The sequence below is a fragment of the Microbulbifer mixtoriginis (SeqCode) genome (genome assembly GCF_052468275.1).
Genome location: NZ_CP174341.1, coordinates 2,633,779 through 2,659,697 on the forward strand (window position 1 = coordinate 2,633,779; position 25,919 = coordinate 2,659,697).

Here is a 25,919-nt window from a genome sequence, read left to right on the forward strand (position 1 = left end):
GGTAACCTAATGATTTTGCCTTAATCTAAAACAAGGCGTTTCCCCAAAGTTTGAATAGTGTTCAACTCTTAAAGTTAAAAAGTTATTTTAAGTTATCTTTCCCCTTGTTTCGGTTCTATCGTACCTTATCTGCCTGATCAAAAGTTAAATTAGCTTACTTCCTTTATATGCCTGTATAGTGTCTCAGGCGCCTTATCGGCGTCTCTGTATATGAAATTTACAAATGGAATTTGGTGATATGTATAAATTTATAGTATTCATCGCTTCAGCGGCTCTTTGGTTGCCCTTACAATCAAAGGGCGCTGATAGTGCTCCACAACAAGCAAAACTTTTGTTTGAACAGGCCGTTTCCTCAGATACTGTTCCTGGTATTAGCGTGGCCGTTGGCGATACTAATGGCACTCAGTGGGCTAAAGGATTTGGGTATTCAGATCTTGAGTCTAAAGTTCCTATGACCAAAAAAACAAAACTCCGTATTGGAAGCGTTTCTAAGGTGATTACTGCGGCTGCTTTGATGCGTCTGGTAGAGCAGGGAGTTTTAAATTTGGATTCAGAGGTAAGACTTTTGGTGCCAGACTGGCCTGAAACCCACCCAGCGATAAGCTTGCGCCAGTTAACCAATCACACCGCTGGAATTCGTGACTACATTATTCCGCATGAGTTTCTCTCGAATGTGCAATACAACAACACTTTAGAAGCTTTGAATATTTTTAAAAATGACCCTTTGCTTTTTATTCCCGGTTCGGATCAGAGTTATTCTACTTATAATTGGACTCTACTGAGTGCGGCAATGGAGTCAGCAAAAGGGGAAACCTTTAAGGAGATAGTTAGTACTGAAGTTTTTGAACCTCTAGGATTGAAGAGAACTACCTTTGATGATGCGGCACCAATTATCCCAAGTAGACAGGGCGCTTATTCTTTTTTTACAGGTGTGCTTATAAATTCTCCAGAGGTGAATAGTAGCTATAAGTATGCTGGCGGTGGAATATTATCCACGCCAAAAGATGTGGTGAAATTTGCGCTTTCTCATCTGAAGCCTGGTTTTCTGCAGGAGGAATCCATTTCTGAGCTATTTACTAACTCTAAACTTTCAGATGGAACAGAAACCAATATTGGTATTGGTTGGTTTCTTGGGGGGCAAGATTTCTTAGCTGGATATAACTCGGAAGAGTATGCGGATATAAGGCGTATTCTCCAAGTACACCCTAATTTGCTATACCACACGGGGCTAAGTATAGGAAGTACAAGTGTGCTTATACTTTGTCCTGAACACCAGCGGGCAGTGACTGTTATAAAGAATGTGGACTTGGAATCCAGTGTGGATCTGGTTGCCCTTTCTCTAAAGACCCTAGATCTCTTTCATAGTAATGAGCAAGTAAAATAGAAGACTCAACTCTCTGCGTGTACCTTAAGTCGGCCTCGTAGTCTCTGGATTGCGAGGTATCCCCGATCCTGAGTTGAAATTAATTGCTGTTGATCCACTATTGTATTTATATACAGTGTTTGGTAGGTTTGTAGTAGAAGGGGTGCTGACCTGTGGAGAGTTTGAGTTTAAGAATGAATTTTTAGTCATTGCTACCCTGCATCTTTTAGCTCTGCAGTTATTGCATTCCATTGAGAGATGGTTCTATCTAATGCCTTTTTGTCTTCTGCAGAGTTGTTTTAAATTTTATTGATTTTCTAAATTTCACTTAGTATCAATTGGAGGGTTTTATGCCACATGTAACAATTACAACAGTTAAAGAGCTAGTTGATGAGCGTGTGAAGAAGGAGTTGCTGCAAAAAATCAGTGATATTATGGTGGAGGTCGAAGGCGGCGGAGATGAGAGTTTTAGGCAGCATGTGTGGGTTTCTTTAGACTTGGTTGAGGCAGAAAACTGGTCGTTAGGTGGGCAAATCTTAACGAAAGAGATTGCCTTGCAAATCAAAAAGAAAGCAGATTCCTGTAGAGCGTTGTAGAGTATTTCCTCCTGATACTTTTATCCTGCGCTTAAAATAAGCTTAATGTGATAAATAGGATGGTACTGTCCACAGCATACTATTAATTTCTGACTGTAGATTATTGGAAATGGGATTAACGAGATGATCAAAGCGATAGATATCGCTATTCCTAATGCCCTGGCTTTCAGGGTATCTGATTCAATTACAGAAAGTGATGTTTCTGAGACTTTGGCTCAAGCAAAGTTGCTTGGTGAGAAGTATAAGAGGATCACTATCTATGAGGAAATTGAGTCATTTAAGGGGCTTGAGTTCTCGGCAGTGCTAGAAAAATTGAAATACTTGGTTAATGTTGGTATTTCTAATATCTCTGCGGCAGCCATTCTGACGGATAAGCAATGGCTACAAAAGATTGTGAAGGCTGAAGATAAGATATTTAGGAATATAGATATCCAGTGCTTCTCTTTGGAACAGCGTGACGAGGCGGTTCAATTTCTCAACCGTTACAGGCCAGAAAAACTCGATTAACTCAGCAAGAGGTAGTTGTGGAATTTTTCTTCGGTTTGGGGCTCAAAGCAAGGAAATTACTACAGGGAAGGAGCTACCCTTAGCTTTAAGGTGAACCCCTTTAGTTGTTCATCCATGCACTTAGCTGTGTATTGGAATACAAGTAACATCAATAATTGATAAAAATGAGGTAGTTATGGTCGTTGAACAAATTCCCGGCTTTGATTTGGTGGGGCTCTGCGCAAGAACAAAGAATGAGAATGAGGCGGATGCCTCTACTGCGCAAATAGCTCCCCTGTGGGAGAAGTTTAGTACCGAGGCAGCTCCCAAGTTTACGGGAGCTCCCCAGATTTATGGGGTTTATACCAACTATGAGTCAGACCATAGCGGGTTGTTTGATATCTATGCTTGCTCAGATCTGCTTTCAACAGATATGTCCGAAGATTTCAAGCCGATACATGTGCAATCGGGAAAGTATCTGGTGTTTTCCGCCCAGGGAGAAATGCCGCAGACGGTTATCGACTTATGGGGTGAGATATGGAATTACTTTTCTTCACCGGATTGTCCTCATCAAAGAGCCTACACCACAGACTTTGAACATTACCTGAGCCCAAATGAGATAAGAGTTGCCATTTCAATCAAATAGTGTCCTTGGGGGCTCCTAAGACGACTGTGCCTACAGGTTTAGGGTCCCTCTATCTTGCTTCGCTTCTACAAAGAGCTTTTTCCGAAAGGCTTTCTGATGGTTGAAAAATGATCGCCTGCTTTACCAAAACTTCAAAACGCCCAGATAGACAGCATGGTCACTATGGACATGTCCCAGCGCCAAAATAGACAGTACTACTATTGCTGTCTCGGTTCGCTTGTGCACTAGGTGCTGGTTGGTGACATCCTATTTCCTACCTCTTCGATACTTTGTCTTTGCAGGTACCAATTCTTCCTCCCTCAAGTTTTCTAACCACATTTCCCTAACTTCCTCTTGAGAATTCCCATGAAACTATGGGGCTAGGAGGGGAATACAGGTGGGCAGCACACTTCTCCTTACAGGCTTCGCAGTTGTTTATTTCTTACTCTCGTTGTTCCTGGAGTCGTTTAGTCTCAGCCCTGAGAGCATCTGTAAAAAGCAAGCTAGCATGATTAAAAGGCACTTATCCTGATCCCAAGGTGCAGAGGGTAGGCCTTGTTAAAGTCCATAACACTAGATAGTCTTTAAGCCCCCTTGGACTGGCGGGTCTGTGCAAATTAGTGGCTCCCTTTGCATTATTCAGTAAGGTTGGAAGCTTTTTGCGCAATATGTCTCGTCTATCACCGCATTGAAAAAGCAGGTTTATGAGCAACAACGAAAAGCGTCCCTTATATATCCCGCATGCTGGCCCCTCTCTACTGGAAATGCCACTGCTAAACAAAGGCAGTGCATTTACCCTAGAGGAAAGGCTTGAGTTTAATCTGGCGGGTCTCTTGCCGACCAATGTAGAGACTATTGAGGAACAGGCTCGACGGGCCTATTACCAGTACCAACAGTGTAAGACTGGCCTGGATAAGCATATCTTTTTGCGTGGTATACAGGACGATAATGAAACGTTGTTCTTTTACCTGATTGAGCATCATATTGATGAAATGCTGCCGATCATCTATACGCCTACCGTTGGGGCGGCCTGTGAGGAATTCTCTAATATTTATCGCAACCATCGAGGTCTGTTTGTTTCCTACCCAGACCGAGAATATATAGATGATATCTTGCGCAGTGCCACTAAGGAAAACGTCAAGGTTATCGTCGTTACCGATGGTGAGCGTATCCTCGGTCTTGGCGACCAGGGTATTGGCGGCATGGGGATTCCCATTGGTAAATTATCTCTATACACCGCCTGTGGTGGTATCAGCCCAGCTTACACACTTCCGGTTACTTTGGATGTTGGCACCAATAACCGCACTCTGCTCAGCGATCCTATGTATATGGGTTGGCGCCATGAGCGTATCTCTCAGAAGGAGTACGATGAGTTTTTAGAGCAGTTTATCGAGGCGGTGAAGCGTCGCTGGCCCAAGGTTTTGGTGCAGTTTGAAGATTTTGCTCAAACAAATGCCATGCCGTTACTGCAGCGCTATAGGGATCAAATCTGCTGTTTCAATGACGATATCCAGGGTACCGCCGCTGTTACCCTGGGCACTATTTTGGCTGCTTGTAAAACCTGGCAGGAGCCCTTAACAGCCCAGCGGGTTTTGATTGTGGGTGCTGGTTCTGCCGGTTGCGGAATTGCTGAACAGGTGGTGTCCGCCATGGTACAGGCGGGGCTCAGTGATACGGATGCGCGCTCGCGTATTTTTATGTTTGATCGATATGGATTGGTCACCTCGGATATGAAGGGGCTGCACGACTTCCAGGCTGCACTGGCTCAGTCACCGGATATCTTCGATGGGGCGCCAGAGTCAGACCTGCAAAGTCTGATCAGTAAGGTGAAACCAAGTATTCTTATTGGCGTATCCGGGCAAGGTGGGTTGTTTAACCAACAAGTAATTGAGGCGTTACAAGCTGGTCATGAGCGCCCACTGGTGATGCCGCTTTCAAACCCCACCTCCCGCGCGGAGGCGACTCCTACGGAAATATATACCTGGACTAAGGGAGAGGCGCTGGTGGCTACCGGTAGTCCTTTTGCTGCCGTGGAAATTGATGGGCGCCACCACCCGGTTGCTCAGTGCAACAATGTGTATATCTTTCCTGGTATCGGTCTTGGGGTGATCGCAGCCAACGCCACACGGGTTACCGATGGCATGTTGATGGCAGCTTCCAACGCCCTGGCGGAGCAGGCACCAGTGGTGAAGCAGGGGGAGGGCGCGCTGCTGCCGCACTTGGATGATATTCGTGAGGTGAGCATTGATATCGCCAGAGCTGTAGCTGCCCAGGCACAGCTCGATGGAGTTGCCCCCAAAGTGAGCCACGAGCAGTTAGAGAGGTCTCTCAAGCGCAACTTCTGGCACGCAAACTATCGCAGTTATCGACGCCGTTCCTTCTAATCACCCTGAATAAATCTAAGCCGGGTATTTTTTACCCGGCTTTCTTTCCTTAAGCCAACTGCTCCCCAGAGTAGAAAACTTCCGGCCTGCGCAGCACAAGATAATCCTCCCATTGAAATCCGTTGCTGAGGAACTCGATCGCCGCCCTTACGCCGGACAGGAACAGGTGTTCGCAGTGCTCTCCTGGCATGGCGAAATCCAACCAGTGGGGATGCTCGCCGTTGGTCATAGGTTCTATAGCGATCTCTTTCACCAGCGTGTGGTATTCCGCATTTAGGCTGGCCCGCACATGGTTGTCGAGCATGTTACGGCAGGTATTGATTAGCCCCATGGCAAAGCGCCCAATCTTGTCAGACTTGGGTTGGTAGTGGTCCACTTCCAGCTTAATGCCAAAAGTGGGTAGTTTGGGGGTACCGACTGGCTTGTGGAAGATATCAAAGGGGAAGTTGGATACCAGGCCACCATCCACAAACTGAATTTCTTTAGGAAAACCATTTTTAAAGAACAGCCTGGGGTCACCAATTCCCTTAATACTGCGCCAGTTCTCGGCCACTGAACTGCATTCATCCAGCTGGGGAATATTCTTCACTGTATAGGGTTTGAAAAAGCCCGGCACAGACATAGAAGCCCGTACGAATTCGGCGGGATTTATCGCATCCGGGTTGCTAAAGTAGAGGGGGGCCTTTGCCGGAAAAACAGCTCGTGTCTCAGTGGTAATATCTGCTGCTACCAGCGCCACTTCTGCAGCGCCCACCTGATGATCGGGTTCTCCCCGATAATGGAGAGTGGGAAACTGGTTGATACGCTGCTTAAGTTGCGCGGTATTGGTAATGCCCAGCTGGCGTAACTCTTCTTGCAACCATTGGCTAAAAGCGTCGCCAGGATTGAGGCCCTTATCTCGCAATAGCTGTTTGCAGGTACGCAGGGAGTCGAATGGGTGTAAGGCCAGGCTACTAAACAGCCCTTTGCCTTTGAGCAGGCGCTGCACAGTTTCACGCGCAAAGCGCTCACCATCTTCAAAGCTGGCAAAGTCCGCCTTAGCCATAATATCCAGTAACTTTGCACTCTTAAGTGAGCTCGGCGTACCGGCAGCGGCTAAAAATAGTGCATTGATGGCACCTGCAGAAGTGCCTGCAACCTTGCGAAAGCGAATACCGGCCTTCTCAAGGATGTAGGTGTAGCCCACCAGGGCAATCCCTAGCATGCCACCGCCTTCCATCACCAGGTCGACATATTGGAGACCGTTAGAGTCCTGCACATCACTAAATGACTTGCCTTCGATCGATGTACGCGAATTTTGCCAAAGGGTATCGGCTTCGGAGATGGCGCTGGTCACCCACGCTGTGTTACTCATATGATCTTTCCCTGAGGTGGCAGTAGGTTCCATACGAAAGTTGAAATTAGTATCGGCTAAAAGAATGGGGCAGGGTATCATCCAGAATCAAATTCGCCATAGCATCCAGTTTGATTTCGTGTCTTCCCACTTGGGCATCACTAGATTCAGTAAGCGGTAAAATCTCTGGGGCAGTGCTTTTACTAAATGAGGATACAAAGGTGGGCGTGTACGGATACGGTTTTCGTTGCTACGGTGGCCTTCATCGATAGGCGCAATCAGGTCTGCACTGAAGATGAGTAATCCGGTGATTCGATTTGAGATTCGGCTGGAAGCTCAGCGCCTTGTCCCTTGCCTGTAGTACCATAGTCAAGGGCTTGCCAAAATCTGCGGTATGCCAATGTATGCCACCCACCGTCGCTGCCAAGTTGCGCAATAAGCTCTAGTAGCCGTACAGTGCCAAATACCTGCCAGTAACGTACAGCGATCTTATAGGTTTTATTGTTGAGTCGAGTACGGTAGCGGGATCACCTTCAGCAGCTGTTGGAGCGACAGTTAGCTGGCCAACAGTAGATCATTGTCGTCCAGGACCAACTTTCTGCCGGCAGCGCTTTGTTCTGTGCGGGGCTGCACGCTATGAAAGTTAAGTGGTCGATAGATTTATGTGAAAGTGGCCAATTTTCACCAGCAAAATGAAAGGTCCACTGGCGCCAGCTCTTGGTGCAGTATTTACGAGAGCACACCCGGCTCAGATTTCTATTGCGGGCTTCGTGACTTCGGAGTAAGACAGAAACTTAATCCTGATTGCATAGTATGGCTAGCGCGGGGATCTTCACTGCGTATTCTTTTCGTAGTTTCGGTACGGCTATGTAATCAATTCCACGATAATAGATATCTCCAAAGGGAAATCTGTTTCTTATTGAGATAAAATTTTTTCCGGGCTGTTGAGAAACTGAGAAAGCGCTATTGCCAGTCCGCTACTAACTAGCTTGTGTTATAGGTGATATAGGTTAGAGGCCTGTGAGGTTGCAGGCTTGTTTAAAGTAGTGGGCAAGTTGTTGTTTCTACTATCCAGTGGTTTTGGGGCTGGGTAGACTTTGGTGTGAGTGACTGTGCGTAGTTTCCGAGTACTAATGTCACGGCTAGAGCATTAAACTTGTTATTAATGCGCCACACCCTAAAAATGTGAGAGGTTCACTTTTTGGGTTGGGCTGCCAAATAGCTAGTGAATAATTAATATTATCCACTAGCTGAAATTACTGACTGTTAAATTGATACACCCATATTGTCTTTAGTACCGACACAATATCCAAATATTTCGTGGAAATAGAGGCTTTTACATTCAAAGTTGGATGCGATATGGAAAGTGTCATTTGGGAATTTAGGATCGTAGAGTCCCAGGTTGCTTTCGGTTCCCACACAGTAGATATCACCTCTTGGGTCACCGGGCCTAAAGGCAATCCAGTCCAGTTTCCAGCCGCCCAGATCACCCTGATCATCCCACTTGTTGTCAATGGGGTTCCATTTGCCTACGTTACCTTTTTCACCAACACACCACATTTCTCCGGAGTTATCGAAGGCAATCATTTTTAGGTCCCAGGGCTTTTCAATGTCCGGTTCCTCCCATGCTCCAGTGGTGGTATTCCACTTGGCAAGATTACCTTTAGTTCCAACGCTCCACATTGCATTTGACTTGTCAAATGCAATCATTTTGGAATCCCAGGATTGGTTGTACTCTTTTTTGTCAACGAGGCCAAAAGTTCTTGAATTCCACTTTCCGATATTATTCGAAGTTCCCACACACCACAGGTTATCTTCTCTATCAAAAGTGACCATATTTAAGTGCCACGTTGAGAGGAATCCTCTGTCTTTAAAGTTCATTTCCATGATTAATCTCCTTTGGGTTTTTGGATCGGGGCTTTCTAGTGCTTCGGGGTACCAAAATCTGAAGACTTAAAGTGAATTCATTGAATAATTAATTAATAAACCAGCTGGAGCCTTGGTAATATTTTTGTTGGCAGTTTTCAGGGAAAAGTATTCGTAGCCTTTTGAAAGGATAAGTTTTTTATTTACGCTTAGTACTTTCCAGTAAAGACTTACCATGTGCCGGCTTATTTATTTTCTATTCGCCGGGTACGGTCTATTCAATGGCGGCTATTGCTGCAAAAAGTGAGATTGAGGCCTTGTGGCTGGTTATATTTCTGTCCACTGAAGGGTAGAACTGGCCACTCGGCTTGATAAAAACCTCCTAATCAGTTGTTTCAAGCGATCTTAAAGCAAAGGTCTGTAATTTAATATCCTCCCCCGCTAAAAGGGCGGGGATTCCTACGGGTGGTTGGTGCCATCTTGGAAATGGTCTTCCAATAGAAGAAAAGTTAGAAAAGTAAAATAATTGCGGGATCCCTAGATGTCGGGGATGGTGATTCAGCTGCCGGATGGCGTCAAGGGCATTTATACCCTTATATCCTGAGCGTGATGCAGCGGCTTAGGTCGTGGAAGTCACTGCCGGATAATTCGTGTTGGCGACAGACTCTCCTTGATTGTTTTTTGCGCTGCTGTGGTGGGTCTTCGGTATGGCTGGGCTGGCTAATCTATAGAGAGCCCTGTTCGCGGAAGCACTGTTGAGGCGCTAATGACGCCAGAGCAGTGGCTGGGGCTTGTTAGCAGGGAGAGGAGGTCAAATATGATTCGGCATATTGCATGTATCTTGGCGAGCCTGGTTCTGGGGTTCTGTGGGAGTTTGAGCCTGGCCGAGACGGAGCAAAACAAAGGAAGGTATCTCGGGGCCTTTAATGACCCGGTGGCTTATTGCCGAGTCGTGGTCAATGCAGACAACCCGGAAGAACCCTATATCGGCCCGGCAAAACCGCAGGTAGTGTTATCGGGTATTTACCAGGCGGCTGGTATTTCTGCCGGTGCGCCGAGGGATTGGGTTGCGGGGGGTACTTTTTGGCGTTGTATGCATGGCGGAGTCTATGCGTGCTTTGTTGGCGCCAATCTTCCCTGTGAAGAAAAGGCGGACACTTCGAAGGAGCCAAGTGAGGCAATTGCCGCTTACTGTAAGAGCAACCCTGCGTCGGAATCTATACCAGCCGTTGTAACTGGGCGGGTGACTATCTATGCATGGCACTGTGAGAATGGCGTTCCAGAAATTACCCGCCAGGCGCTACAGGTAGATGAGCGGGGTTATATTGCTAATTATTGGTATCGGATGGATCGATCAGGATAAAGAGCAATTTTCGCGAAAGTAGTTTCGCCTTATAGTAATTGAGAGCTTCTGCTACTGAGATGTAAAAACATAACGTCGCTGTGAAATACGGGCAAACTGTTTTGGGTTTAGCGCACTTGGGGTTAGCGTACTTAGTGTTAGTGCCGGAAAGGCCCTAGGGGAGGGGGTTACTCCCCCGCTGCTTTTGTGGCCTCTAAAATCTGCAAATTTTCCCCTTTAGGCCTGCTCGTTATCCAGTTTTTTCGCGAGCTTGTGCCCTTCATCAGAGTCCCCAAGTTTCCAATAACTGGAAATGTAAATATGGGTTTTGGGGATTTCTTTATCCTGCTTAAAAAATTTCCGTAACTGCCGCATGCTACTAAATTCGCAGGCGGCCCAGATGGCGGCTTGGCCTGGAAGCCAGGGCAGTGCCTGAATTTTAGGGAGGAGAAGTTCGCCGGAAGGGAGGGAATTTACCATCCAGTGTAGCTGCAGCTTTTTTGGGTGTTTCAGTGGCTGAATATCCGATTCGCTTGAAACTTCTATCACCGCATATCCCCTGGCCTCGTCAGGTAGTTGGGCCAGGTTAACACTGATGGCGGGTAGTGCGGTCATATCGCCAGCGAGTAAAAACCAGTCGGTCTCGGGGTTAACCAGCTTCTTGGGGCCTGGTCCTCCTATCAAAATAGAGTCTCCGGGTTGTGCATTGGCCGCCCAATTTGAGGCTGGCCCTTCATGTTCATGCAAAGCGAAGTCGATATCGATTTCTGTCTGCCGTTGGTGCCTGATGGTATAGCTTCTCATCAATGGGCGTTCACCTTCACCCTGGGAGAAAACCAGTTTTATATAGGCGCTTTCCTGGTCGCTGGGAAAGGATTCCAACTCTTCGCCACCCAGAGTGATACGTAACATGTGTTCTGAGACTTTGGTGGAGCGCAAAACGACCAGCTCTCGTGTGCGTTTTTCAGCCATAGTATTGAGGCTCCTTAATCTGAAGTAGAGTGTTCGGTCAGGTTCTCGATCATAACGCTGGCGATATGGGCAAACGCCTTGAGTTTTTTTTCGCTCAGGTTTTGAGTCATTACAGCGATAACCTCTGTTTCCAGGTTTTGCACTTTTTCAAGAATCTTTTTTCCTGATGCTGTGGGAGCAAGGAACTGACTGCGGCGGTCATTAGGGTTGTCTGTTTTTTTGATAAGTTTGGATTGAACCAACTCATTAAGTACCCGTGTAATCTGGGCCTTATCTTGATTCATTCGCAGTGCAATTGACCGTGCGGTACTCTGCGGATACTTGCAAATTCCCTTGAGCACGCGAATATGATTTACCGGAAGGTCAATTCTTTGCTCCTGAATGCTGATCCGCAGCTGCTTTTTGTAAGCGTGGATCAGCTGGTGCAAGGTTTCGTTGACTGAGTAGCTCACAGGGTTGTCGCGTTAACTTGATTGATATTATCAACTTTATTTTAGGCGGTTGATTGTGTCAACTAAATCGAAGGGTATTGTTTTGGGGCGAAAGAAGCTTTTCGTCGAGGGAGAAATTACTGTGTGAGCTTTGTAGAAACTTTCGCCTTTGGGCGCAAAGTATTGAAAGCTAAAAAGCCGATTAAAGGGGAGGGGGAGCCCCTCCCCAAGAGCGAAAGGAGTCGCGCTTACCAGGTTAAGCTGATATCGGTTCCATCAAACTTTACGTCTGAGTCATACACATATTTCAATGTGCCCTTCCAGAAGGAGCCGTGCCACTCCCAGTCGGCATCGTAGCTGACCTCATTGAGCACCTTTTGACTAAAGGCTTCAAAGCTGCCATAGCGCTCCTCGCTACCCATAATCACTACCCAGGTTTGTTCGTTCCAGTCGCAGCTAACGGTATTGGAATCGCCGTTACCGCAGGGATAGCGCACGGCGATATAGCCGTCGTCTTCCTTGCCGAATTTCCAGTTACCGCTGCGCTTCTCCTCCTCAAAACCTTCTGGCCATTGCAATGCCACGTTGGAGCCACCGGAATGGAACAGTTCAATTGCCGGATAGGGGTTGTATTGGATTACGGCAACATTGTTCACCTGCTTAATCTTAGGGTGGTGATCGTTTTGCATGGTGCTGTTGCCATCGCCAACCTTCGCCCAGACCGATTGGGTGCCGGTGGTAGCGATCCAGGGAGTTTGCTGATAGCCCTGGCGACCACCCCAGTAATTCTGAATGGAGTGCATCATCACACCGCCATCCTTATACATGGAAAAGTTAGCGCCAGAGAGCACGGAGCTGCGGCTGAATACCGCTCCGGCCTTGGCGGCAGCAGGGGCGGCAGCTTCTGAAAGCCCCAGGAACTGGTCGAAAGCTTTCAGTCCTTCATAGCCTTCAAGCTGATATTTACTGACGAACCAAGCGGTATCGGCAGCTACATCCGGGTGGAAATAAGCCCCTTGACTCCAATAGAAAGGCACGCGCTCTTCGCGGGGGAAGTCAGCATAAATATCGTTTTTGGCATCGCCGAGAGAGTGGCCTACCGAGTAATTCATATTCAGATCTTTACCGAAATACTTGAAGATGTCATCGGTAATTTCCAGGCCAGAGGTGGCCAGCATTACACCTGCGGGGCTCGGTGTTCTCACTGATTCCTTACCGAGACCCGTTAGTAGGTAAATGATGCGGTTGATGTTGCCGCCGGAACCGTTCCTGCGGTAGCCATCATTACTGCGGCCTGCGGCTGAGAAAAGGATGCCCTGGTCGTTAGTGACCAGTAGTATGTCCTGCAGCAAGCGTTGCGCAGCGCCCGTAGCCAGCTCGCGAATTTCTGCATCTTCAGAAAAATCGACGAGGTTAAGTAGCGCAGATAGGGTGTAGGGGTAATAGACCGGGGAGTAAAACTCATAGAAACCATACTGGTTTTTTACTTCCAGGTAGCGCTTTAAGCGCTTGTAAGTTCTGTCGTCTTCAAATGCACCGTACTTTTCCTGTAGAAGATACTGGGCAGATGTGTACATGATCATATGGTTTTCAGAGGCGAAGACGTGATCCCCAGTGCCGCCTTCCTTAAACCAGAAGTGGTATCCGTCCAAAGCAGCAAAGAGTTCATCTTTAATTTCTGGGCGGAAAAACAGGATACGGATGAGTCTGGTAAGGGTGAAGTCTGAATTCTTCTTGCCGCCATTACGCAGGACATCCAAATTCTTATTCAGCGCCTCCCAATTGAGCTCATCGCCGGTGTATGCCTGTAAGACGACAGCGGTATCATTAGTGGAAGAAACGCCCTCCTCAATATATTGCAGCTGCCTATCTTGATAGGCGCCCTCATCAAAAGACTGCGCATTGACACTGGCTGAATGTATCGCCAATCCTAAAAAAATCGGGTACAGCATTCCTACTACTGGTACTTTCATCAGTACTTGTTCCTATATTGATTTTGATTTCTGGTGTTAAACACCATAAATGTACCACTTGTGTATTACAGGAATTTATTGGATTAAACGATAGGTATTTTCTCTCGCTGAAGGTTGCCGATTCGATCAGTTGGGTCCCTTGGTTCTCACTTTTAAAATATATTTTTACTCAGGTTTCTTTTGGGTCTGGTTGTTTATTTTTTTGTGTCTTAAAAGTGAATTTTAGTGCTTGTTAATTGGTACGGTTTGGTATTAAAAATAAGTTTGCTATTTGCTTAGGGGGTAGATGGTCTATTACAGGTTGGTGGGTTTTGTAGTCTTTTGAGGGCTGTGCAGGAGAGTGCGAATAAAAGGCGTTGAACGGTTGCTACTTTTTGCTGCCGTAAAAATTTGTAGTAGTGGTGTTAGTCTGTTGATAAGGAGCTTGGCTTGGAGGTCTCTAATTTATTCAGGCGTGAAATCTTGGCGCGGATTTAAGTTTGCTACTTTAAAGTCAGCGTTTAAGGTTTAGAGGTATAGGCTTCTAAAGATTCTGGGACAAAAAATGAAAAAACTACTAATTTTCTTTGCGGCCGGCTGTTTGGGTGCTGTGGCAAATAGCGTTGTGGTCTGGCTGTTTGGGGATTTTGGAATAACCCCATCTCTCGGGGTATCTATCACCCCTACCTTGTCTGCTGAATGGCTATATCCCAGAGTGGTATGGGGTGGTATTTGGGGTCTGTTTTTTATTCTTCCTTTCCTACCATCAAGGCTGTTGTTAAAAGGAAGCATCTTGAGCCTACTCCCCACGGCGTTCCAGCTTTTTGTTGTTTTTCCTGTGATGGCCGGTAAAGGTATGGCAGGGCTTGAGCTGGGGGCGCTTACCCCAATTTTTGTAGTATTTTTTAATTGGATCTGGGGGATTGTTACCGCGCTCACCATAAAGTGGGCTGAGTAATTCCGCTTGTTTCCTTTTTTGATCGGTCTACATTAACAGGATTCTTTTGGCGGCTTTCAAGCCCCGGCTGGTCGTTGTTGATGGCCCCTCCAGCCAGTGATCAATAATGCGGTAAGCAAGTTCGTGTCTTTGCGGGTCGCTTCTACTCTCAGTTAATTCCCCCAGAACCCAGTGATTGTGAGCTATCCAGGTATCCCGAGCGATAGACCGAATTTGTGGGTCTGCCTCACAGAATAGGGGCAACGCCGTACTGAGATTGCTGGGTTGTTGCAAGGTCTCCCTGCTAATAGGTGGTTGTCCTTGGGCTTTCCACCAGTCTCGGGCGGCTTCGGGGTCGTGTCCAAAACGTTGTTTGAAAGTTTGGGTGAATGGGCTGAGGAAGGGCCAGTTGCCCCCTTTTACTATTCGCTCAACGATTTCTCTGGTGGTTGCCCGGTCGCCAAAATTCTCCGGATCGTAGAGCACACGGTCTTTAGCTGCGGCATGTATTGGGCTGGTGGCATCGGCGGTAATCTGGGTATTTGCCGGCAGGGCAGCTGCGGCAATCGGCAGCAGTGATGGAGCACCGAGTCCGAGGCAGTGGAATCTTTGCAAGGGTATGTTGTGATCCTGGAAGCCATCTGTAATGCCTTTAAGCACCTGTGCCAAGCGCACATAACGGCGTGGTACAGGCCTATCCAGCTTGAAAGAGGCTCGGTTGAGCACAAAGAAGTCTGTCGCATTTAAATCCCCGCAAATACTGGCCAGTCCTATGGCAGCTGAATGCACCCCGCTTTGTGCGGCCAGCCGACCGGCGTCCCGGCCGGTGTTGTAATCCATTGCGCTCAGTACTGCATAAACAGTCAAGCCTTGGCTTAGTGGGTGTTCAGCGATTTTTTCCCATAGTCTCAGGCTCTGACGATTGCGCGCGGCGATACGCTCTGGTCGCCAGCCGGTAATTTCCCGCTCCAGGTCCAAAGCCACCAGGCAGGTAGTGGCGAAGTCCTCCTGAGCGATCAGGTGGGTGGGATGCATTAACAGCTGGCGCTGCAGCAGGAGACTGGTATCAATGCTATTTGAACGCTCATTACAGTTGGCAAGTACTCTCTCCGCCAGTGTATCTGCCAATATGCGCAAATCTTTTGGGACTTCATTACCGCGGGGCAGTTGACCCAGTTGACGGCGCAGAGCTTTTACCCGCAGGGTCACTTGTCGGGCTTCTTCAGAGAACTGCGAGATGACCGCATCAATCAGTTGTTTGGTGCCGTTATCGGCAAACAGGGGCAACCCTCTACGGCGTACTTCTGCCGCCATTTGCAGGTTGGGATTGGTAATCCGGTGGGCAGATAGCAGGTAGCCTTCGGCGGTAATCATATGGTTGGCAAAGGCATCCAGTGTCTGCCGGCGTAAATTGGCGATAAATCGCATGGTGGTCATTTGCCAGCAAAAGTCTCCTCAAATCAGCGCGTGGGAGCAGGCTTTGTATTCATCGAGTAGTGCGTGGGCTACTTCCAACTCAATTTCGAGCTCCAGGGCTATCTGTTCGAACAGGTCCCAGGCAGCGAGCACGTCTGGGTGAGTTTCAATGCACTCGGATACTGCGTGATCCATTGGCTCTATGGGAAAATCCATTTCATCCTTTTGATGTAAGTTGGGCAGGCTGGGTATCGCTGTCTCCAGGCATTCGCTGCGCACTGCCTCTTTGGCGGCGTGCCACTCCGCTTTTGCCAGCTGTGCCATCGCCAGAAGTACATCTAATTCCGCAATCTGGTCGTGGACTCTGTCCAGTTCTGTCATGCATCCATCATCTGGTGGCATAGTAGCCCTCCTAAGGACGAATTAGGGGCGTAAATAGTAGCTCTCCGGCCCCCAAGGTGGCCTCAGAGTGCTCATCAACTTGGTGGGCACCTAGAGACCAGTAGAGATTGGCGTTGCTACGCCAGGGCTGGAACCAACGGTTGGCGAGCCTTATAAAGCTCACTTCGAAGCTGGACTTACCAATCTCGGCCAGGGCCAGGGAATCGACCTCAACGGCGGGTTTACCATCGAACAGGCTTGAGTGATGTCTATAAGTGCCACTGAGTCTGCAGAAAGCGCCTGGACAAATACCGGCATGTGGTAGGTGAGCAAAGCGCACCACGGCATTTGCCTCGGCATTACTGGAGGGATCTTTCAATATCAGTTGGCTTAATAGCATGCGGCCCTCCTGAGGTGGGGAGGTGATCTCTTCGACAAAGCCCCTGATTTCAACAAACTCTCCCTCTGGACTGGCTTCTAGCTTCGACAGTTCTATATTTTTACCGTTGGGAAGCGTTGTCGAAAAAGGCATGGTGTAGATATTTTTCTGAAGGTTTTTGATCTCTCTATCGGAATTAAGTCCCTCGCAACCAAGCGCAAGTCGATAACAGGCAGCCTGGCTAGCGATGGCGATGCGGGTGAGAAAGTGCGCATCCACCGCGAGATCGCCAAGCCTCTCCGCCAGGCCGCCACTACCACGTCGCAATATTTCGGTAATTGTGTTGTGTATTACAGCTTGAGCGCTTGCGAACTGGGGGAGTTTGCTCTCAATATCTCCGGCCAGAAACAAGCACGCCTGTTTGATCTCCACTGATTTTCCAAGAAGTAGGGCGCTGTAAATACGCTTGTGGCCACTTTTAAGTAGGTTGGAAAATACTTTTATAATCGTTTTAATGGAATGTATATTGCGCTTGGAAAAGTCGGTACTAGCTGCTTCAGTATCTAGAGCAATATTGAATTGAGCATGTGTTAGCGCGAGTAGCCCTCGACTTAGGCACATGATGACAGCATCAGCGGCACTGTTTAATCTCAGGGCCATTGAAGATGTATTTTCTGGAAAATAAGCCTTTAACAAGTCTATATTTTTTATCTCCCCATTAGCTAATCTGGCCATGGATTCCTGCAGGTTAATTCTCTCGTCCAGGCCTGCAATTTTTTTGCGTAAACGCGTGAGAGTCTGTTCTGAGAGCTTATTACCAGCTAATTCTTCTGCTTTAACGAGAATCTTATTTAACCGATCTTCGGGGTCCATGCTGCGAATTCGCCGCTCAAGGTTTTCAGCCCATTGGTTTCGACTCTCGCCAATAGCAATGCCACGCAGCACAAACAGAAACTCTAAACCCATACGGTGATGCAGAGTGTGCAATTGGTTGGTGCTTTCTAAGAGGCCTTGAAGATTGCGGTACTCACCATAGCCCAACCCTATGCAGAGTCGTGCCTGTTGGTCTAGTTCTTTCCATGAGTGAGATAATATCGGCTGTTGAAGAGTCAGGGCCTCGCGAAAGAGTTTCAATAATTCAGTAGGCTGTTTGTTAAAGGCAGGGAGTAAATCAAACCGGGCACGCTTTAAAGCATTTTTGAGTGGGTAGGGGCTTTCATTGGCCATTGGCATCGGTGTCTCCTGGATGCGATGGGTGGCTCAATATTTACTATTGGCGGAATTGCAACCTTTTCTATTTGGCATGTTATTAAGCATAGTAAATTGTTGAGCGGATATACTTTCGGCGGCTTATTTGCTTTGATGCTTACTTGGGGTTGGGGCTTATATAAAGATAGGTCGGTCTGATTAAGTTTAAAATTTTAGGTTTTCAGGGGGTATTTTAAACACCCTTTAATTCAACGATTTTATTGGATTGAAAAATGGGTGCGGTATTTATAGTTCTATAGGTCTGAGCATATGAGCTTTCCGTCAGGCATGCTGTTGAGAAATCTATCCCTTATTTCAATTTTCACTGGTTATTGAGGTGCTCATTGCGCTGGGTTTGGCGCTCTTTATTTGAGATGTGAATATAAATATATTTCTATTTCCGATTCATTATAAGGGGTGGCATATTGGTTACAGTTAAAGCTTGCTATATTGGGCTGCGCCTAAATCAAGGTGTTTCTTGGAGATCTCAGGTTTCATCTTAAATATTCATTAAGAGAGAAATAAATATGTCACAGGTAAGTGATGACGTAGATTTGGTGGCGGAGAAAAGTTCCAGTCCAGTGGTGGTGAAACTTTCATTAGCAAAAGCTTTCAAGCATAGTGCTCAATCTATTCGCGAAACTCAGAATACGTACAAGCAGAATGTAGTTGCAATAAACACTCTGGTGACTAGCGTTTTGTCCTCAAGCTTGCCTACCTTAAATCAAAATCCGCCGGATTGGAGTGAGTTTGTAGCGGCCTATACACAGGCCAATACCGACGCGCTTGATTGGGTAAATAATGTACTGGCCAGGCTTCTGGATGTGCCCAGTGAGGTGCAAAGTTACAACGGTATTATCAGTCAGTTGTTGCAGGATGCTTTAACCCAGGCGAATACACTCAATAGTGACCCAGGTAATACATCGGCTCTTAATATATTGAAGAACGACCTGGATTCAATCACCTCTCAGCTGGGTATTGTTTCGACCTTTATCAGTGGCGCAGTTAAGGCAATTCAAGGGTTTCAGGATAAATTGCCTGATATGGCGACTCAATTGCAGTCAATTGCCGATAAGTCTGTTCAGGATGCGCAGGCTGATGAACAACAAATTGCTGATTTAAAGAAAGATATCAAGAATCTTCAGGCAGATATCAAATCACTGACAGCAAGCATTGTTGCTCTTGGTATTGCGGATGCTACCGCTATTTCTTTGGGTACTGTCGCTTCTATAGTAGCCTTCCCTGAAGGCCTGTTGACCTGGTTTGTTATGGGGCCAGTAGCTGCAGTGGCAAGTACCTTTATTGCTTTGGATGCCGCCAAAATTGTTGCAGATCAAAAGAGCATCCAGGATAAGCAAGCAAAAATGGATCTGGTAACTGCAGATGTATCAACTCTTCAGATGTTGTCGCAAAGCTTTGGGCAGCTCGCTGAGGAGACCCAGCAGGTTGAAGATAATTTGCAGGCTGTATTGCAAGAGTGGCAAACTCTTGAAAGTGATGTATCTGGCGCCATTAGTGATATTCAGACAGCCATTTCTGACGAGGAGGGCGCTAACTTCTCGGCCGTAATCAATGACCTCAATGATGCGATCACTGAATGGGATGATGCCTATTCCCAGGCGGGCAGCTTGTATCTTGAGCTTAATGTAAATGATGCAGATCTGACAATTGGCATGAGCTCAGATCAAGTTCAGTCTGCTTTTGCCAGTGGCAATGCGGTTGGAGTAATTCAGTACTACAACAGCCTCTAGAAATAGATAACGCAATATTGATTCAAAGGCTTATTTCGAGGGAAATAAGCCTTTTTTATTTATCAATTAAAAAATCTATCTATTTTTCCTGCTGTTATGCTTAGAGTTATGAGGAGTTGGCTTCTACTCTTCGTAGCGGATTTCAGTAATAAAATAAGTCTGCCATTTTTCCCCCTGACGAATATCTATCTCATCGTCGAGTCTGCGCCCTAGCAATGAACGAGCTACGGGAGAATCCATAGAGATCAGGCCGGCTTTTACGTCAAACTCATCTGGGCCAACGATTCTGTAGCTTATGACTACACCTTCTTCATCTTCCAATGTGACCCAGGCACCGAAGAAGACTTTTTCACGATCTTCAGGCACTTGATCTACTACGGTGATTTCCTCCAGGCGTTTGGTCAAAAAACGCACACGGCTGTCTATTTCACGCAGGCGCTTTTTGCCGTAGATATAGTCGGCATTTTCCGAGCGATCGCCCAGCTTAGCGGCATCACTTACCGCCTGGGTGACTCTGGGGCGCTCCTCCTCCCATAGATGCTTAACTTCGGCGCGCATACGTTGCGCGCCCTCCGCAGTGATATAGCGGGAGCCGCGCGGGCGCGGTGGTCTCCATCTTCCCATGGTATTAATGGCTTCCTCTAAAGGTTTGGGATGATTGATTACAGATTCTCAATGGTAATTCCGGGGCCGGCTTCAGCCAGGGGAAAATTGAAAATACGGCTGTAAAATTCCAGCTCTCCCTCCAGGGCCATTTTGATGCTGTCTCCACTACGGAAGCCGTGCCCTTCATTGGCAAAGGTGATATGGGAAACCGGAATACCGCGCTCTTTCAGGGCTCTCACCATAGTTTCCGCCTGGTTTGGTGGTACTACCTTGTCTTCCAAACCTTGGAAGAAAATCACCGGACAACTCAGTTGCTCCACATGATGAATAGGAGAGCGTTGCTGATAGATTGCTTCGGCGGATGGCCAGGGGCCGACTAATTTGTCCAGGTAGCGGGATTCAAACTTGTGAGTGTCTTTAGCGAGACTGCTCAATTCACCGATTCCATAATGACTGGCCCCGGCTTTGAAAGTGTTGTGAAAAGTTAGTGCTGCTAACACGGTATAACCGCCTGCGCTGCCACCTTTGATCAGCAGCCGCTCTGGATCGGCCAAACCCTGATTGACCAGGTATTCGGCGCCTGCACAGACATCTTCCACATCATAGATGCCCCACTTATCGGTAAGGCGGTCACGGTACTCGCGGCCATAACCGGTGCTACCGGAATAATTCACATCCAGAATGGCGAAGCCGCGGCTGGTCCAGTACTGTACTTTCAAATTGAGGCCGGCAGAGGTGGCTCCAGTGGGGCCGCCATGGCTAAAAACAATAAGCGGAGGTTTTTCGCCCTCTGGTGCCTTGAAGTCCGGGTTGTGCGGGGGGTAGTAAAAACCGTGTACCTCTCGCTCATCGACATTGAAAGTAATGGCCTGGGCGCTGGAGAAGAGTTCGGCAGGCAGTGAGCGTTTGTTACTGCTGGCGATTGTCTCAAGGGCCTCACTTGCCAGATCAAAAGAGATTATTGCAGGGAAGCTGTCTCTTGCGGCGGCAATCATAATCGCTTTGCCATTTTCACAGCGCAGGCTCTCGATATCACAGTAGGGCTGCTGGATCAGCTGGTGTTCACCAGTAAGGGTATTTACGCTGGCCAAATACCAAAGGCCATTCTCGGTGTAAGTACAGAGAATTTCCTCAGTACTGATAAAGCCATAAGTGGACATTCCAAACACCCACTGCGGTGTGGCGAATTCAGCCTCTTTTTTCCAAAGCGGGGTATCTTGTCCCAGCTTGTATAAATTCCACCAGTTATTGCGGTCGGAGACATAGTAAAGCTGCCCCAATGGCGACCACTGGGGTTGGAATATGGATTCGTTATCTCCGCCGGCCACTTGAGTGATCTCAATGGCCTCTCCTTGCTCACTCAGAGTGGCCAGGCACAGTTCGGTGCCATCCCAAGGCAGGTTAGGGTGATGCCAGCGCAAGAAGCTCAACTGGTCTCCGCTGGTGTTCAAGGTGGGGTTTGAGTAGAAGTCTGCGCCTTCAACCAAAACCCTTGGGGGGGTAGTCAGCGGAGACTGTAGGTCGATGGCGATAATTCGTGCACGTGCTTCCTGTCCCTCAGCGTGGCCGCTGTCGTCTTCTTCAATACAAATCAGACGATTTCTTTTTGTGTCGAGGTGTAGGTCCGCATAGCGGGATTCACTTTCTGGAGTAATAGCCTCAGGCAGGTCGCTGCCGATCTCCATCCGGTAAATACGCTGATCTTCCGCAAGTACAAAGTACAGGGTGTCGCCGTGGACAAGGTAGCTACCACCGCCATATTCGTGCGCCTTGGAACGAATACTCAGTGGGGTGGGGGTGAGATCGCGCCGGCCATTTTGCGGGCAATACTGCACCAGAACATTACGCCCCTTTTCTGAAGGACGCGACTCTAACCAGTAGTAACACCCATCCACCAAGCTGGCTTCCGCCAGGCGAACACTGCCTTCAACCAATAATTCTGCGTTGATTGCAGATTTCCAGCTGCCATAAGGGGTGGAGTTTGTTATGGAGTGATCACTCATCGGATACCGGTTTCCTAAATTAGATTTTTTTGCATTCTGCCGGGCCTGTTTTAGCGATACAAGGTGCCTTTTTACGGGTTAAAGCCTGTGTTAGTCTTTGATGACCAAGCAAGCGCTTGGTGGCGGGGTTTGATACCTCCTTCATTAACCCCAAAGTATGGATGCGGCTCAGGGTATTTCGCGCACGGATGAGGCGCAGGTACTGAGAGCATGGCAATCAGCGGAATTCGGCAAAGCCTAGTGTGCCGAACCTAAAGCGGCCCAAATAAAGATAATTCAGGAGAGCCTGCGATGTCCGATGAAGTGGTAATCACCTGCGCCCTAACCGGGGTGCTCACCAATCCGCAACAACACCCGGTTCCGGTAACGCCGGAACAAATGGCAAACTCAGCCCGCGAAGCCTTTGATGCCGGGGCTTCGGTAATGCATGTACATTTTCGAGCTCAAGAGCCGGGCAAGGGGCATCTTCCCAGCTGGGAACCGCAAGTGGCGTTGGAAATTGCCGATGCAATCCGGGCTAAGTGCCCCGGAGTTATTTTAAATTTTTCCACCGGCACTATCGGTCGGGACCAGCGTGGACCTCTCGAGTGTGTGCGTGCAGGTAAGCCGGAAATCGCCGCCTGCAATGCGGGCAGCTTGAATTACTTAAAAGCCCGATCCAACGGCACCTGGGCCTGGCCGCCGATGGTGTTCGATAATCCGGTAGACAAGGTGGAGGAACTGCTGGCGGTATGTCGTGAAACGGGTACCAGGCCGGAGTTTGAGTGCTTTGATGTAGGCATTGTCCGCTCCGTTGGTATGTATGCCGATGTGGGTATGGTCGATAAGCCCAACTATAACCTGGTGATGGGGGTGGCATCTGGTATGCCAGCGGATCCCGAGCTGTTGGAGTTGCTGCCTAAATATATGCGTTCAGATAGCTTGTGGCAGAGTACTGTGATTGGGCGTGAGGAAATCTGGCCGGTGCACCGCAAGACCGCGGAGCTGGGCGGCCATTTACGCTCTGGAGTAGAGGACACTTTCTATTTGCCTGGTGGCGAGCGTACCTCTGGCAATGGCCAGTTGATTGAGGCTTTGGCCGTGATCGCAGAAGAGAGTGGTCGTAAGGTGGTGTCTCCAGAGCGGGCGCGGGAAATCTTCTGCTAATTCTTTTCAGTGCATAGACCAGTGGGCCCTCAGTGTCACTGGTCTACCTCCCAGAGCCCACCTTCTGTCGATTTTTCCCCATTTTATGCCTGCTCTATCTTGCTTGGGCGCCAAGAGCCAAGAATCCTTTTCGCTTCCCTTTCCAGCTGGTCTGGATTTTTTAAGCGCCATAGAACCAAGTGATTCTTACTTTTCCTGCAAAAGGTCCGCTTGGTTACCTACCCGTTAGCACTGTAGCGGCTGCTAGTCTTTAGTGGGGATAGCCGTTTCCAGCGGTTGATCTATGCATAAATATAGGCTGTGCCAGGGAGCGGTGGATGCAAGAGTTGTTGGACCGAATAATCAAGGCGATTGATTGGGCCAACCGGCTTTTGTGGGGGGGGATTGAAGGACAGTGGTGGCTCGGTGTCCTGATTATTGCTTTGCTACCTATTGGCCTTTACTTCTCCATTCGCAGTCGCTTTATTCAATTTCGCCACTTTGGTCATATGGCGATGGTAATGGTGCGAGGTATTCATAAGGATCATCCGGGCTCAATTTCCGCGTTTCAGGCGTTTGCCACCAGTGCCGCAGCACGGATTGGCACCGGTAGTTTGGCGGGTGTTGCCGTGGCAATTACTGCTGGGGGTCCTGGGTCGGTTTTTTGGATGTGGATGGTGGCTTGGCTCGGTATGGCCACCAGCATGGTCGAAAATACCCTCGCGCAAGTTTATAAAGAGAAAGGTGAGCAACCTGGGACCTTCCGTGGAGGACCGGCTTACTACATCAAAAAAGGCCTAGGCCCTAACTGGAAGTGGCTTTCAGTAAGTTTTTCCATCTTCTTACTGATGTGCTACGGCTTTGTCTTCAACTCCATTCAATCGAATGCTATGGCCACGGCCCTAAACGACGCCTGGGAAATCAACCCCATGCTGGTCGGGATTGTGGTAGCTGTGATTGCGGGCATTATTGTGTTTGGTGGTATCCGCTCTATCGCACGCTTTGCCGGAGTGGTGGTGCCTTTTATGGCTATCGCCTATTTAACAGTGGCGTTTATGGTTTTGCTGATGAACCTGGGGGAGTTGCCCAAGATTCTGGGTATGATATTAAGGAATGCTTTTGGACTGGAACAGGCTGGCGCAGGAGCCCTGGGGGCGGTAGTTTCCAATGGAATAAAGCGTGGGCTATTTGCCAATGAGGCGGGGCTTGGCTCTTCACCGAATGTGGGTGCAGCAGCGGATGTTAAGCATCCACTGGTACAGGGCTATGTGCAAATGGCTTCCGTTTTTCTGGATACCATTGTTATCTGTACCTGTACCGCGGCAATTATTTTAGTTGCCGATGTGTATATGGTGGGCAATGTGGAGGGAGTTAAATTAGCTCAGGACTCTCTGTCTAGCGTGGTGGGTTCCTGGGGAAGTGGTTTCGTGGCGTTTGCACTGCTGTTTTTTGCCTTTACTTCGATTATTGGTAATTACTATTACGGTGAAACCAATATTTTTTATCTTTACCATACTCCCACTTCTATATTTTGTTATCGGATAATTTTTTTAATTTTTATCCTGTTTGGTGCCTGGGTTTCTTACAGTGGAAGTACTGAGAATTTTACCTTGCTCTGGCGCATGGCAGATGTGGCGATGGGATTTATGGCCTCTACCAATATATTGGCTATTACCTTGCTCTCCGGTGTCGCTTTCAAAGTGCTGGGAGACTATGAAGCACAGCTTAATCAAGGAATTAAGGAGCCGGTGTTTGATGCGAGAAAATACGATATTAAAGGGATTGATCACACAGTATGGGATCGGAATTGAGCTCGCTGCCCACTGAGTTGTGAGTACTGGCTTTGTGGGCAAATTGAATAAAAAGTTGTATTAGAGAGTAGGCTTTTGAATTGCCAAATAAAAAATAAAGCCAATTTGCACCATGGCCAAAAGAGCCGAAATGATGCGTGTAGGTTGAGGCATGGATTGGCGCAGTGCGAAGAATCCGGCAATCACATAACCGAATACCAGTGCAACCTTTACTGCAAGCCAATGGAAGACAGCCGGATTCCAGCTGCCGATCACAACCAGCGCTACAGCTGCAGATAACAGCAGGGTATCATTGGCATGGGGCATCCAGCGAAGGAAGGTTTTTCTCCAGTGAGGCTTTCCTGTGAACTCCAACCCCATTCTCAACAGAAAAAGAGAAAGGCTAAGTACTGCGGCTGTGATATGGGTATGCTTAATCAGTGTGTAGGTAAACATCTATAAAGCTAAAGGGTTGTTTCAAATTAAATTTCTTAGTCATGGTGTAAAAGTCACCAAGTTTGCTAAGAGTGCAACTAGAGCCGCTGCTGATAATAGCGGCTCATCGCGATTCTGTACATCAAAAAGATAGAAGGATACTTTTCTGCGTAAGTAATTGAACCCTATCCATATTCAATATTTATCAGTTAGTGGTGAAGGGGCAAGCGGCTCCATGTTGACATTTGGATAAGTTGCTGGTGATTTGCACTCCGGTGATGTTCTCTAAGGCTTACCTCTATTTCTTTTTAATCTTGGAGTGTTTGTTGCGTTGCTGATGCAGGATAGTGTGAGAGTCTGAGGAGATAAGGAGTAAAGAGGTAACAGGCTTTTATTAAGTTTGAAAAAAATCAACCGAGTAGATGCTGGGTGTCAAAGATATTTGTTTGAGTGACCAGTGAGCTTTTGTAAAGCAACTTGCTTTCAATAGATACTTTG

Annotated in this window: 21 protein-coding genes; 10 read left to right on the forward strand and 11 right to left on the reverse strand. The window is 47.8% G+C overall.

Features of this window, described 5'->3' with window-relative positions:
* Positions 1 to 223 precede the first annotated feature (223 nt).
* The 5 genes from ACJJIC_RS11665 (at position 224) to ACJJIC_RS11685 (ending at position 5,454) form a co-directional block, all read left to right on the forward strand.
* Positions 224 to 1,384, forward strand: coding sequence for a serine hydrolase domain-containing protein (locus ACJJIC_RS11665; RefSeq protein WP_445356972.1), 1,161 nt, complete (start codon positions 224 to 226; stop codon positions 1,382 to 1,384).
* Positions 1,385 to 1,713: 329 nt separating this feature from the next.
* On the forward strand, positions 1,714 to 1,959 hold the full coding sequence (locus ACJJIC_RS11670; RefSeq protein ID WP_444890603.1) for a tautomerase family protein: 246 nt from the start codon (positions 1,714 to 1,716) through the stop codon (positions 1,957 to 1,959).
* Positions 1,960 to 2,082: 123 nt separating this feature from the next.
* The gene (locus ACJJIC_RS11675; protein ID WP_445356973.1) at positions 2,083 to 2,466 is read left to right on the forward strand and encodes a SpoIIAA family protein; all 384 of its coding nucleotides are present in this window, start codon (positions 2,083 to 2,085) and stop codon (positions 2,464 to 2,466) included.
* A 175-nt stretch (positions 2,467 to 2,641) separates the two neighbouring features.
* Complete coding sequence (locus ACJJIC_RS11680) at positions 2,642 to 3,091, forward strand: GyrI-like domain-containing protein (protein WP_252085556.1); 450 nt, start codon at positions 2,642 to 2,644, stop codon at positions 3,089 to 3,091.
* A gap of 683 nt (positions 3,092 to 3,774) precedes the next feature.
* Positions 3,775 to 5,454, forward strand: a complete 1,680-nt coding sequence (locus ACJJIC_RS11685; RefSeq protein WP_252085557.1) for an NAD-dependent malic enzyme — start codon at positions 3,775 to 3,777, stop codon at positions 5,452 to 5,454.
* A 49-nt stretch (positions 5,455 to 5,503) separates the two neighbouring features.
* Here the strand turns inward: ACJJIC_RS11685 and ACJJIC_RS11690 are convergent, their stop codons facing one another.
* Together ACJJIC_RS11690 and ACJJIC_RS11695 are read right to left on the reverse strand one after the other, a co-directional pair.
* Entirely contained in the window at positions 5,504 to 6,808 is a 1,305-nt protein-coding gene (locus tag ACJJIC_RS11690) for a patatin-like phospholipase family protein (RefSeq protein ID WP_445356974.1), read from the reverse strand.
* A gap of 1,245 nt (positions 6,809 to 8,053) precedes the next feature.
* Positions 8,054 to 8,674: an NHL repeat-containing protein gene (locus ACJJIC_RS11695; protein ID WP_444885261.1), complete on the reverse strand. Its 621-nt coding sequence runs from the start codon at positions 8,672 to 8,674 to the stop codon at positions 8,054 to 8,056.
* Between the two features lie 796 nt (positions 8,675 to 9,470).
* Between ACJJIC_RS11695 and ACJJIC_RS11700 the strand changes: the two genes are divergently transcribed.
* Positions 9,471 to 10,016: a hypothetical protein gene (locus ACJJIC_RS11700; protein ID WP_445356975.1), complete on the forward strand. Its 546-nt coding sequence runs from the start codon at positions 9,471 to 9,473 to the stop codon at positions 10,014 to 10,016.
* A gap of 216 nt (positions 10,017 to 10,232) precedes the next feature.
* On the opposite strand, the gene ACJJIC_RS11705 is transcribed toward ACJJIC_RS11700, so the two are convergent.
* The 3 genes from ACJJIC_RS11705 to ACJJIC_RS11715 all read right to left on the reverse strand — a co-directional run bounded on the left by ACJJIC_RS11705 (position 10,233) and on the right by ACJJIC_RS11715 (position 13,371).
* Positions 10,233 to 10,967, reverse strand: a complete 735-nt coding sequence (locus ACJJIC_RS11705; protein WP_445356976.1) for a siderophore-interacting protein — start codon at positions 10,965 to 10,967, stop codon at positions 10,233 to 10,235.
* 14 nt (positions 10,968 to 10,981) lie between these two features.
* Positions 10,982 to 11,419 carry a MarR family winged helix-turn-helix transcriptional regulator gene (locus tag ACJJIC_RS11710; protein WP_445356977.1) on the reverse strand — a complete coding sequence of 146 codons (438 nt, stop codon included), beginning with the start codon at positions 11,417 to 11,419 and terminating at the stop codon, positions 10,982 to 10,984.
* A gap of 227 nt (positions 11,420 to 11,646) precedes the next feature.
* Positions 11,647 to 13,371, reverse strand: coding sequence for a hypothetical protein (locus ACJJIC_RS11715; protein ID WP_445356978.1), 1,725 nt, complete (start codon positions 13,369 to 13,371; stop codon positions 11,647 to 11,649).
* Between the two features lie 544 nt (positions 13,372 to 13,915).
* Between ACJJIC_RS11715 and ACJJIC_RS11720 the strand changes: the two genes are divergently transcribed.
* Positions 13,916 to 14,308, forward strand: coding sequence for a hypothetical protein (locus tag ACJJIC_RS11720; RefSeq protein WP_252085564.1), 393 nt, complete (start codon positions 13,916 to 13,918; stop codon positions 14,306 to 14,308).
* 27 nt (positions 14,309 to 14,335) lie between these two features.
* On the opposite strand, the gene ACJJIC_RS11725 is transcribed toward ACJJIC_RS11720, so the two are convergent.
* The 3 genes from ACJJIC_RS11725 to ACJJIC_RS11735 are packed head-to-tail and all read right to left on the reverse strand — an operon-like array spanning position 14,336 to position 17,696.
* Positions 14,336 to 15,724, reverse strand: a complete 1,389-nt coding sequence (locus tag ACJJIC_RS11725; protein ID WP_445356979.1) for a hypothetical protein — start codon at positions 15,722 to 15,724, stop codon at positions 14,336 to 14,338.
* Positions 15,725 to 15,742: 18 nt separating this feature from the next.
* Positions 15,743 to 16,105, reverse strand: coding sequence for a hypothetical protein (locus ACJJIC_RS11730; RefSeq protein ID WP_444888763.1), 363 nt, complete (start codon positions 16,103 to 16,105; stop codon positions 15,743 to 15,745).
* A 10-nt stretch (positions 16,106 to 16,115) separates the two neighbouring features.
* Entirely contained in the window at positions 16,116 to 17,696 is a 1,581-nt protein-coding gene (locus ACJJIC_RS11735) for a hypothetical protein (protein WP_445356980.1), read from the reverse strand.
* 542 nt (positions 17,697 to 18,238) lie between these two features.
* On the opposite strand from ACJJIC_RS11735, the gene ACJJIC_RS11740 reads away from it, so the two are divergent.
* A complete protein-coding gene (locus ACJJIC_RS11740) occupies positions 18,239 to 19,462 on the forward strand; it encodes an enterotoxin (HBL) (RefSeq protein ID WP_445356981.1) in 1,224 nt (407 codons plus the stop codon).
* 123 nt (positions 19,463 to 19,585) lie between these two features.
* Here ACJJIC_RS11740 and greB read toward each other — a convergent pair whose 3' ends face one another.
* Together greB and ACJJIC_RS11750 are read right to left on the reverse strand one after the other, a co-directional pair.
* Positions 19,586 to 20,086 carry a transcription elongation factor GreB gene (greB, locus tag ACJJIC_RS11745; RefSeq protein ID WP_252085569.1) on the reverse strand — a complete coding sequence of 167 codons (501 nt, stop codon included), beginning with the start codon at positions 20,084 to 20,086 and terminating at the stop codon, positions 19,586 to 19,588.
* 38 nt (positions 20,087 to 20,124) lie between these two features.
* Positions 20,125 to 22,071 carry a S9 family peptidase gene (locus ACJJIC_RS11750; RefSeq protein WP_445356982.1) on the reverse strand — a complete coding sequence of 649 codons (1,947 nt, stop codon included), beginning with the start codon at positions 22,069 to 22,071 and terminating at the stop codon, positions 20,125 to 20,127.
* A gap of 291 nt (positions 22,072 to 22,362) precedes the next feature.
* Between ACJJIC_RS11750 and ACJJIC_RS11755 the strand changes: the two genes are divergently transcribed.
* Together ACJJIC_RS11755 and ACJJIC_RS11760 are read left to right on the forward strand one after the other, a co-directional pair.
* Positions 22,363 to 23,217 carry a beta-keto acid cleavage family enzyme gene (locus ACJJIC_RS11755; RefSeq protein WP_445356983.1) on the forward strand — a complete coding sequence of 285 codons (855 nt, stop codon included), beginning with the start codon at positions 22,363 to 22,365 and terminating at the stop codon, positions 23,215 to 23,217.
* Positions 23,218 to 23,534: 317 nt separating this feature from the next.
* Positions 23,535 to 25,007: an alanine/glycine:cation symporter family protein gene (locus ACJJIC_RS11760; RefSeq protein WP_444885250.1), complete on the forward strand. Its 1,473-nt coding sequence runs from the start codon at positions 23,535 to 23,537 to the stop codon at positions 25,005 to 25,007.
* A gap of 60 nt (positions 25,008 to 25,067) precedes the next feature.
* Here the strand turns inward: ACJJIC_RS11760 and ACJJIC_RS11765 are convergent, their stop codons facing one another.
* Complete coding sequence (locus ACJJIC_RS11765; RefSeq protein WP_445356984.1) at positions 25,068 to 25,442, reverse strand: SirB2 family protein; 375 nt, start codon at positions 25,440 to 25,442, stop codon at positions 25,068 to 25,070.
* Positions 25,443 to 25,919: the final 477 nt, after the last annotated feature.

What these genes read in the sequence shown, in the direction of transcription:
- ACJJIC_RS11720 (WP_252085564.1), top strand. Translation starts at nt 13,916, where the DNA reads ATGAAAAAACTACTAATTTTCTTTGCGGCCGGCTGTTTGGGTGCTGTG.
- greB (WP_252085569.1), bottom strand. Translation starts at nt 20,086, where the DNA reads ATGGGAAGATGGAGACCACCGCGCCCGCGCGGCTCCCGCTATATCACT.
- ACJJIC_RS11730 (WP_444888763.1), bottom strand. Translation starts at nt 16,105, where the DNA reads ATGCCACCAGATGATGGATGCATGACAGAACTGGACAGAGTCCACGAC.
- ACJJIC_RS11740 (WP_445356981.1), top strand. Translation starts at nt 18,239, where the DNA reads ATGTCACAGGTAAGTGATGACGTAGATTTGGTGGCGGAGAAAAGTTCC.
- ACJJIC_RS11685 (WP_252085557.1), top strand. Translation starts at nt 3,775, where the DNA reads ATGAGCAACAACGAAAAGCGTCCCTTATATATCCCGCATGCTGGCCCC.
- ACJJIC_RS11735 (WP_445356980.1), bottom strand. Translation starts at nt 17,696, where the DNA reads ATGCCAATGGCCAATGAAAGCCCCTACCCACTCAAAAATGCTTTAAAG.
- ACJJIC_RS11755 (WP_445356983.1), top strand. Translation starts at nt 22,363, where the DNA reads ATGTCCGATGAAGTGGTAATCACCTGCGCCCTAACCGGGGTGCTCACC.
- ACJJIC_RS11695 (WP_444885261.1), bottom strand. Translation starts at nt 8,674, where the DNA reads ATGGAAATGAACTTTAAAGACAGAGGATTCCTCTCAACGTGGCACTTA.
- ACJJIC_RS11690 (WP_445356974.1), bottom strand. Translation starts at nt 6,808, where the DNA reads ATGAGTAACACAGCGTGGGTGACCAGCGCCATCTCCGAAGCCGATACC.
- ACJJIC_RS11765 (WP_445356984.1), bottom strand. Translation starts at nt 25,442, where the DNA reads ATGTTTACCTACACACTGATTAAGCATACCCATATCACAGCCGCAGTA.
- ACJJIC_RS11670 (WP_444890603.1), top strand. Translation starts at nt 1,714, where the DNA reads ATGCCACATGTAACAATTACAACAGTTAAAGAGCTAGTTGATGAGCGT.
- ACJJIC_RS11750 (WP_445356982.1), bottom strand. Translation starts at nt 22,071, where the DNA reads ATGAGTGATCACTCCATAACAAACTCCACCCCTTATGGCAGCTGGAAA.
- ACJJIC_RS11725 (WP_445356979.1), bottom strand. Translation starts at nt 15,724, where the DNA reads ATGACCACCATGCGATTTATCGCCAATTTACGCCGGCAGACACTGGAT.
- ACJJIC_RS11715 (WP_445356978.1), bottom strand. Translation starts at nt 13,371, where the DNA reads ATGAAAGTACCAGTAGTAGGAATGCTGTACCCGATTTTTTTAGGATTG.
- ACJJIC_RS11700 (WP_445356975.1), top strand. Translation starts at nt 9,471, where the DNA reads ATGATTCGGCATATTGCATGTATCTTGGCGAGCCTGGTTCTGGGGTTC.
- ACJJIC_RS11705 (WP_445356976.1), bottom strand. Translation starts at nt 10,967, where the DNA reads ATGGCTGAAAAACGCACACGAGAGCTGGTCGTTTTGCGCTCCACCAAA.
- ACJJIC_RS11665 (WP_445356972.1), top strand. Translation starts at nt 224, where the DNA reads ATGGAATTTGGTGATATGTATAAATTTATAGTATTCATCGCTTCAGCG.
- ACJJIC_RS11680 (WP_252085556.1), top strand. Translation starts at nt 2,642, where the DNA reads ATGGTCGTTGAACAAATTCCCGGCTTTGATTTGGTGGGGCTCTGCGCA.
- ACJJIC_RS11760 (WP_444885250.1), top strand. Translation starts at nt 23,535, where the DNA reads ATGCAAGAGTTGTTGGACCGAATAATCAAGGCGATTGATTGGGCCAAC.
- ACJJIC_RS11675 (WP_445356973.1), top strand. Translation starts at nt 2,083, where the DNA reads ATGATCAAAGCGATAGATATCGCTATTCCTAATGCCCTGGCTTTCAGG.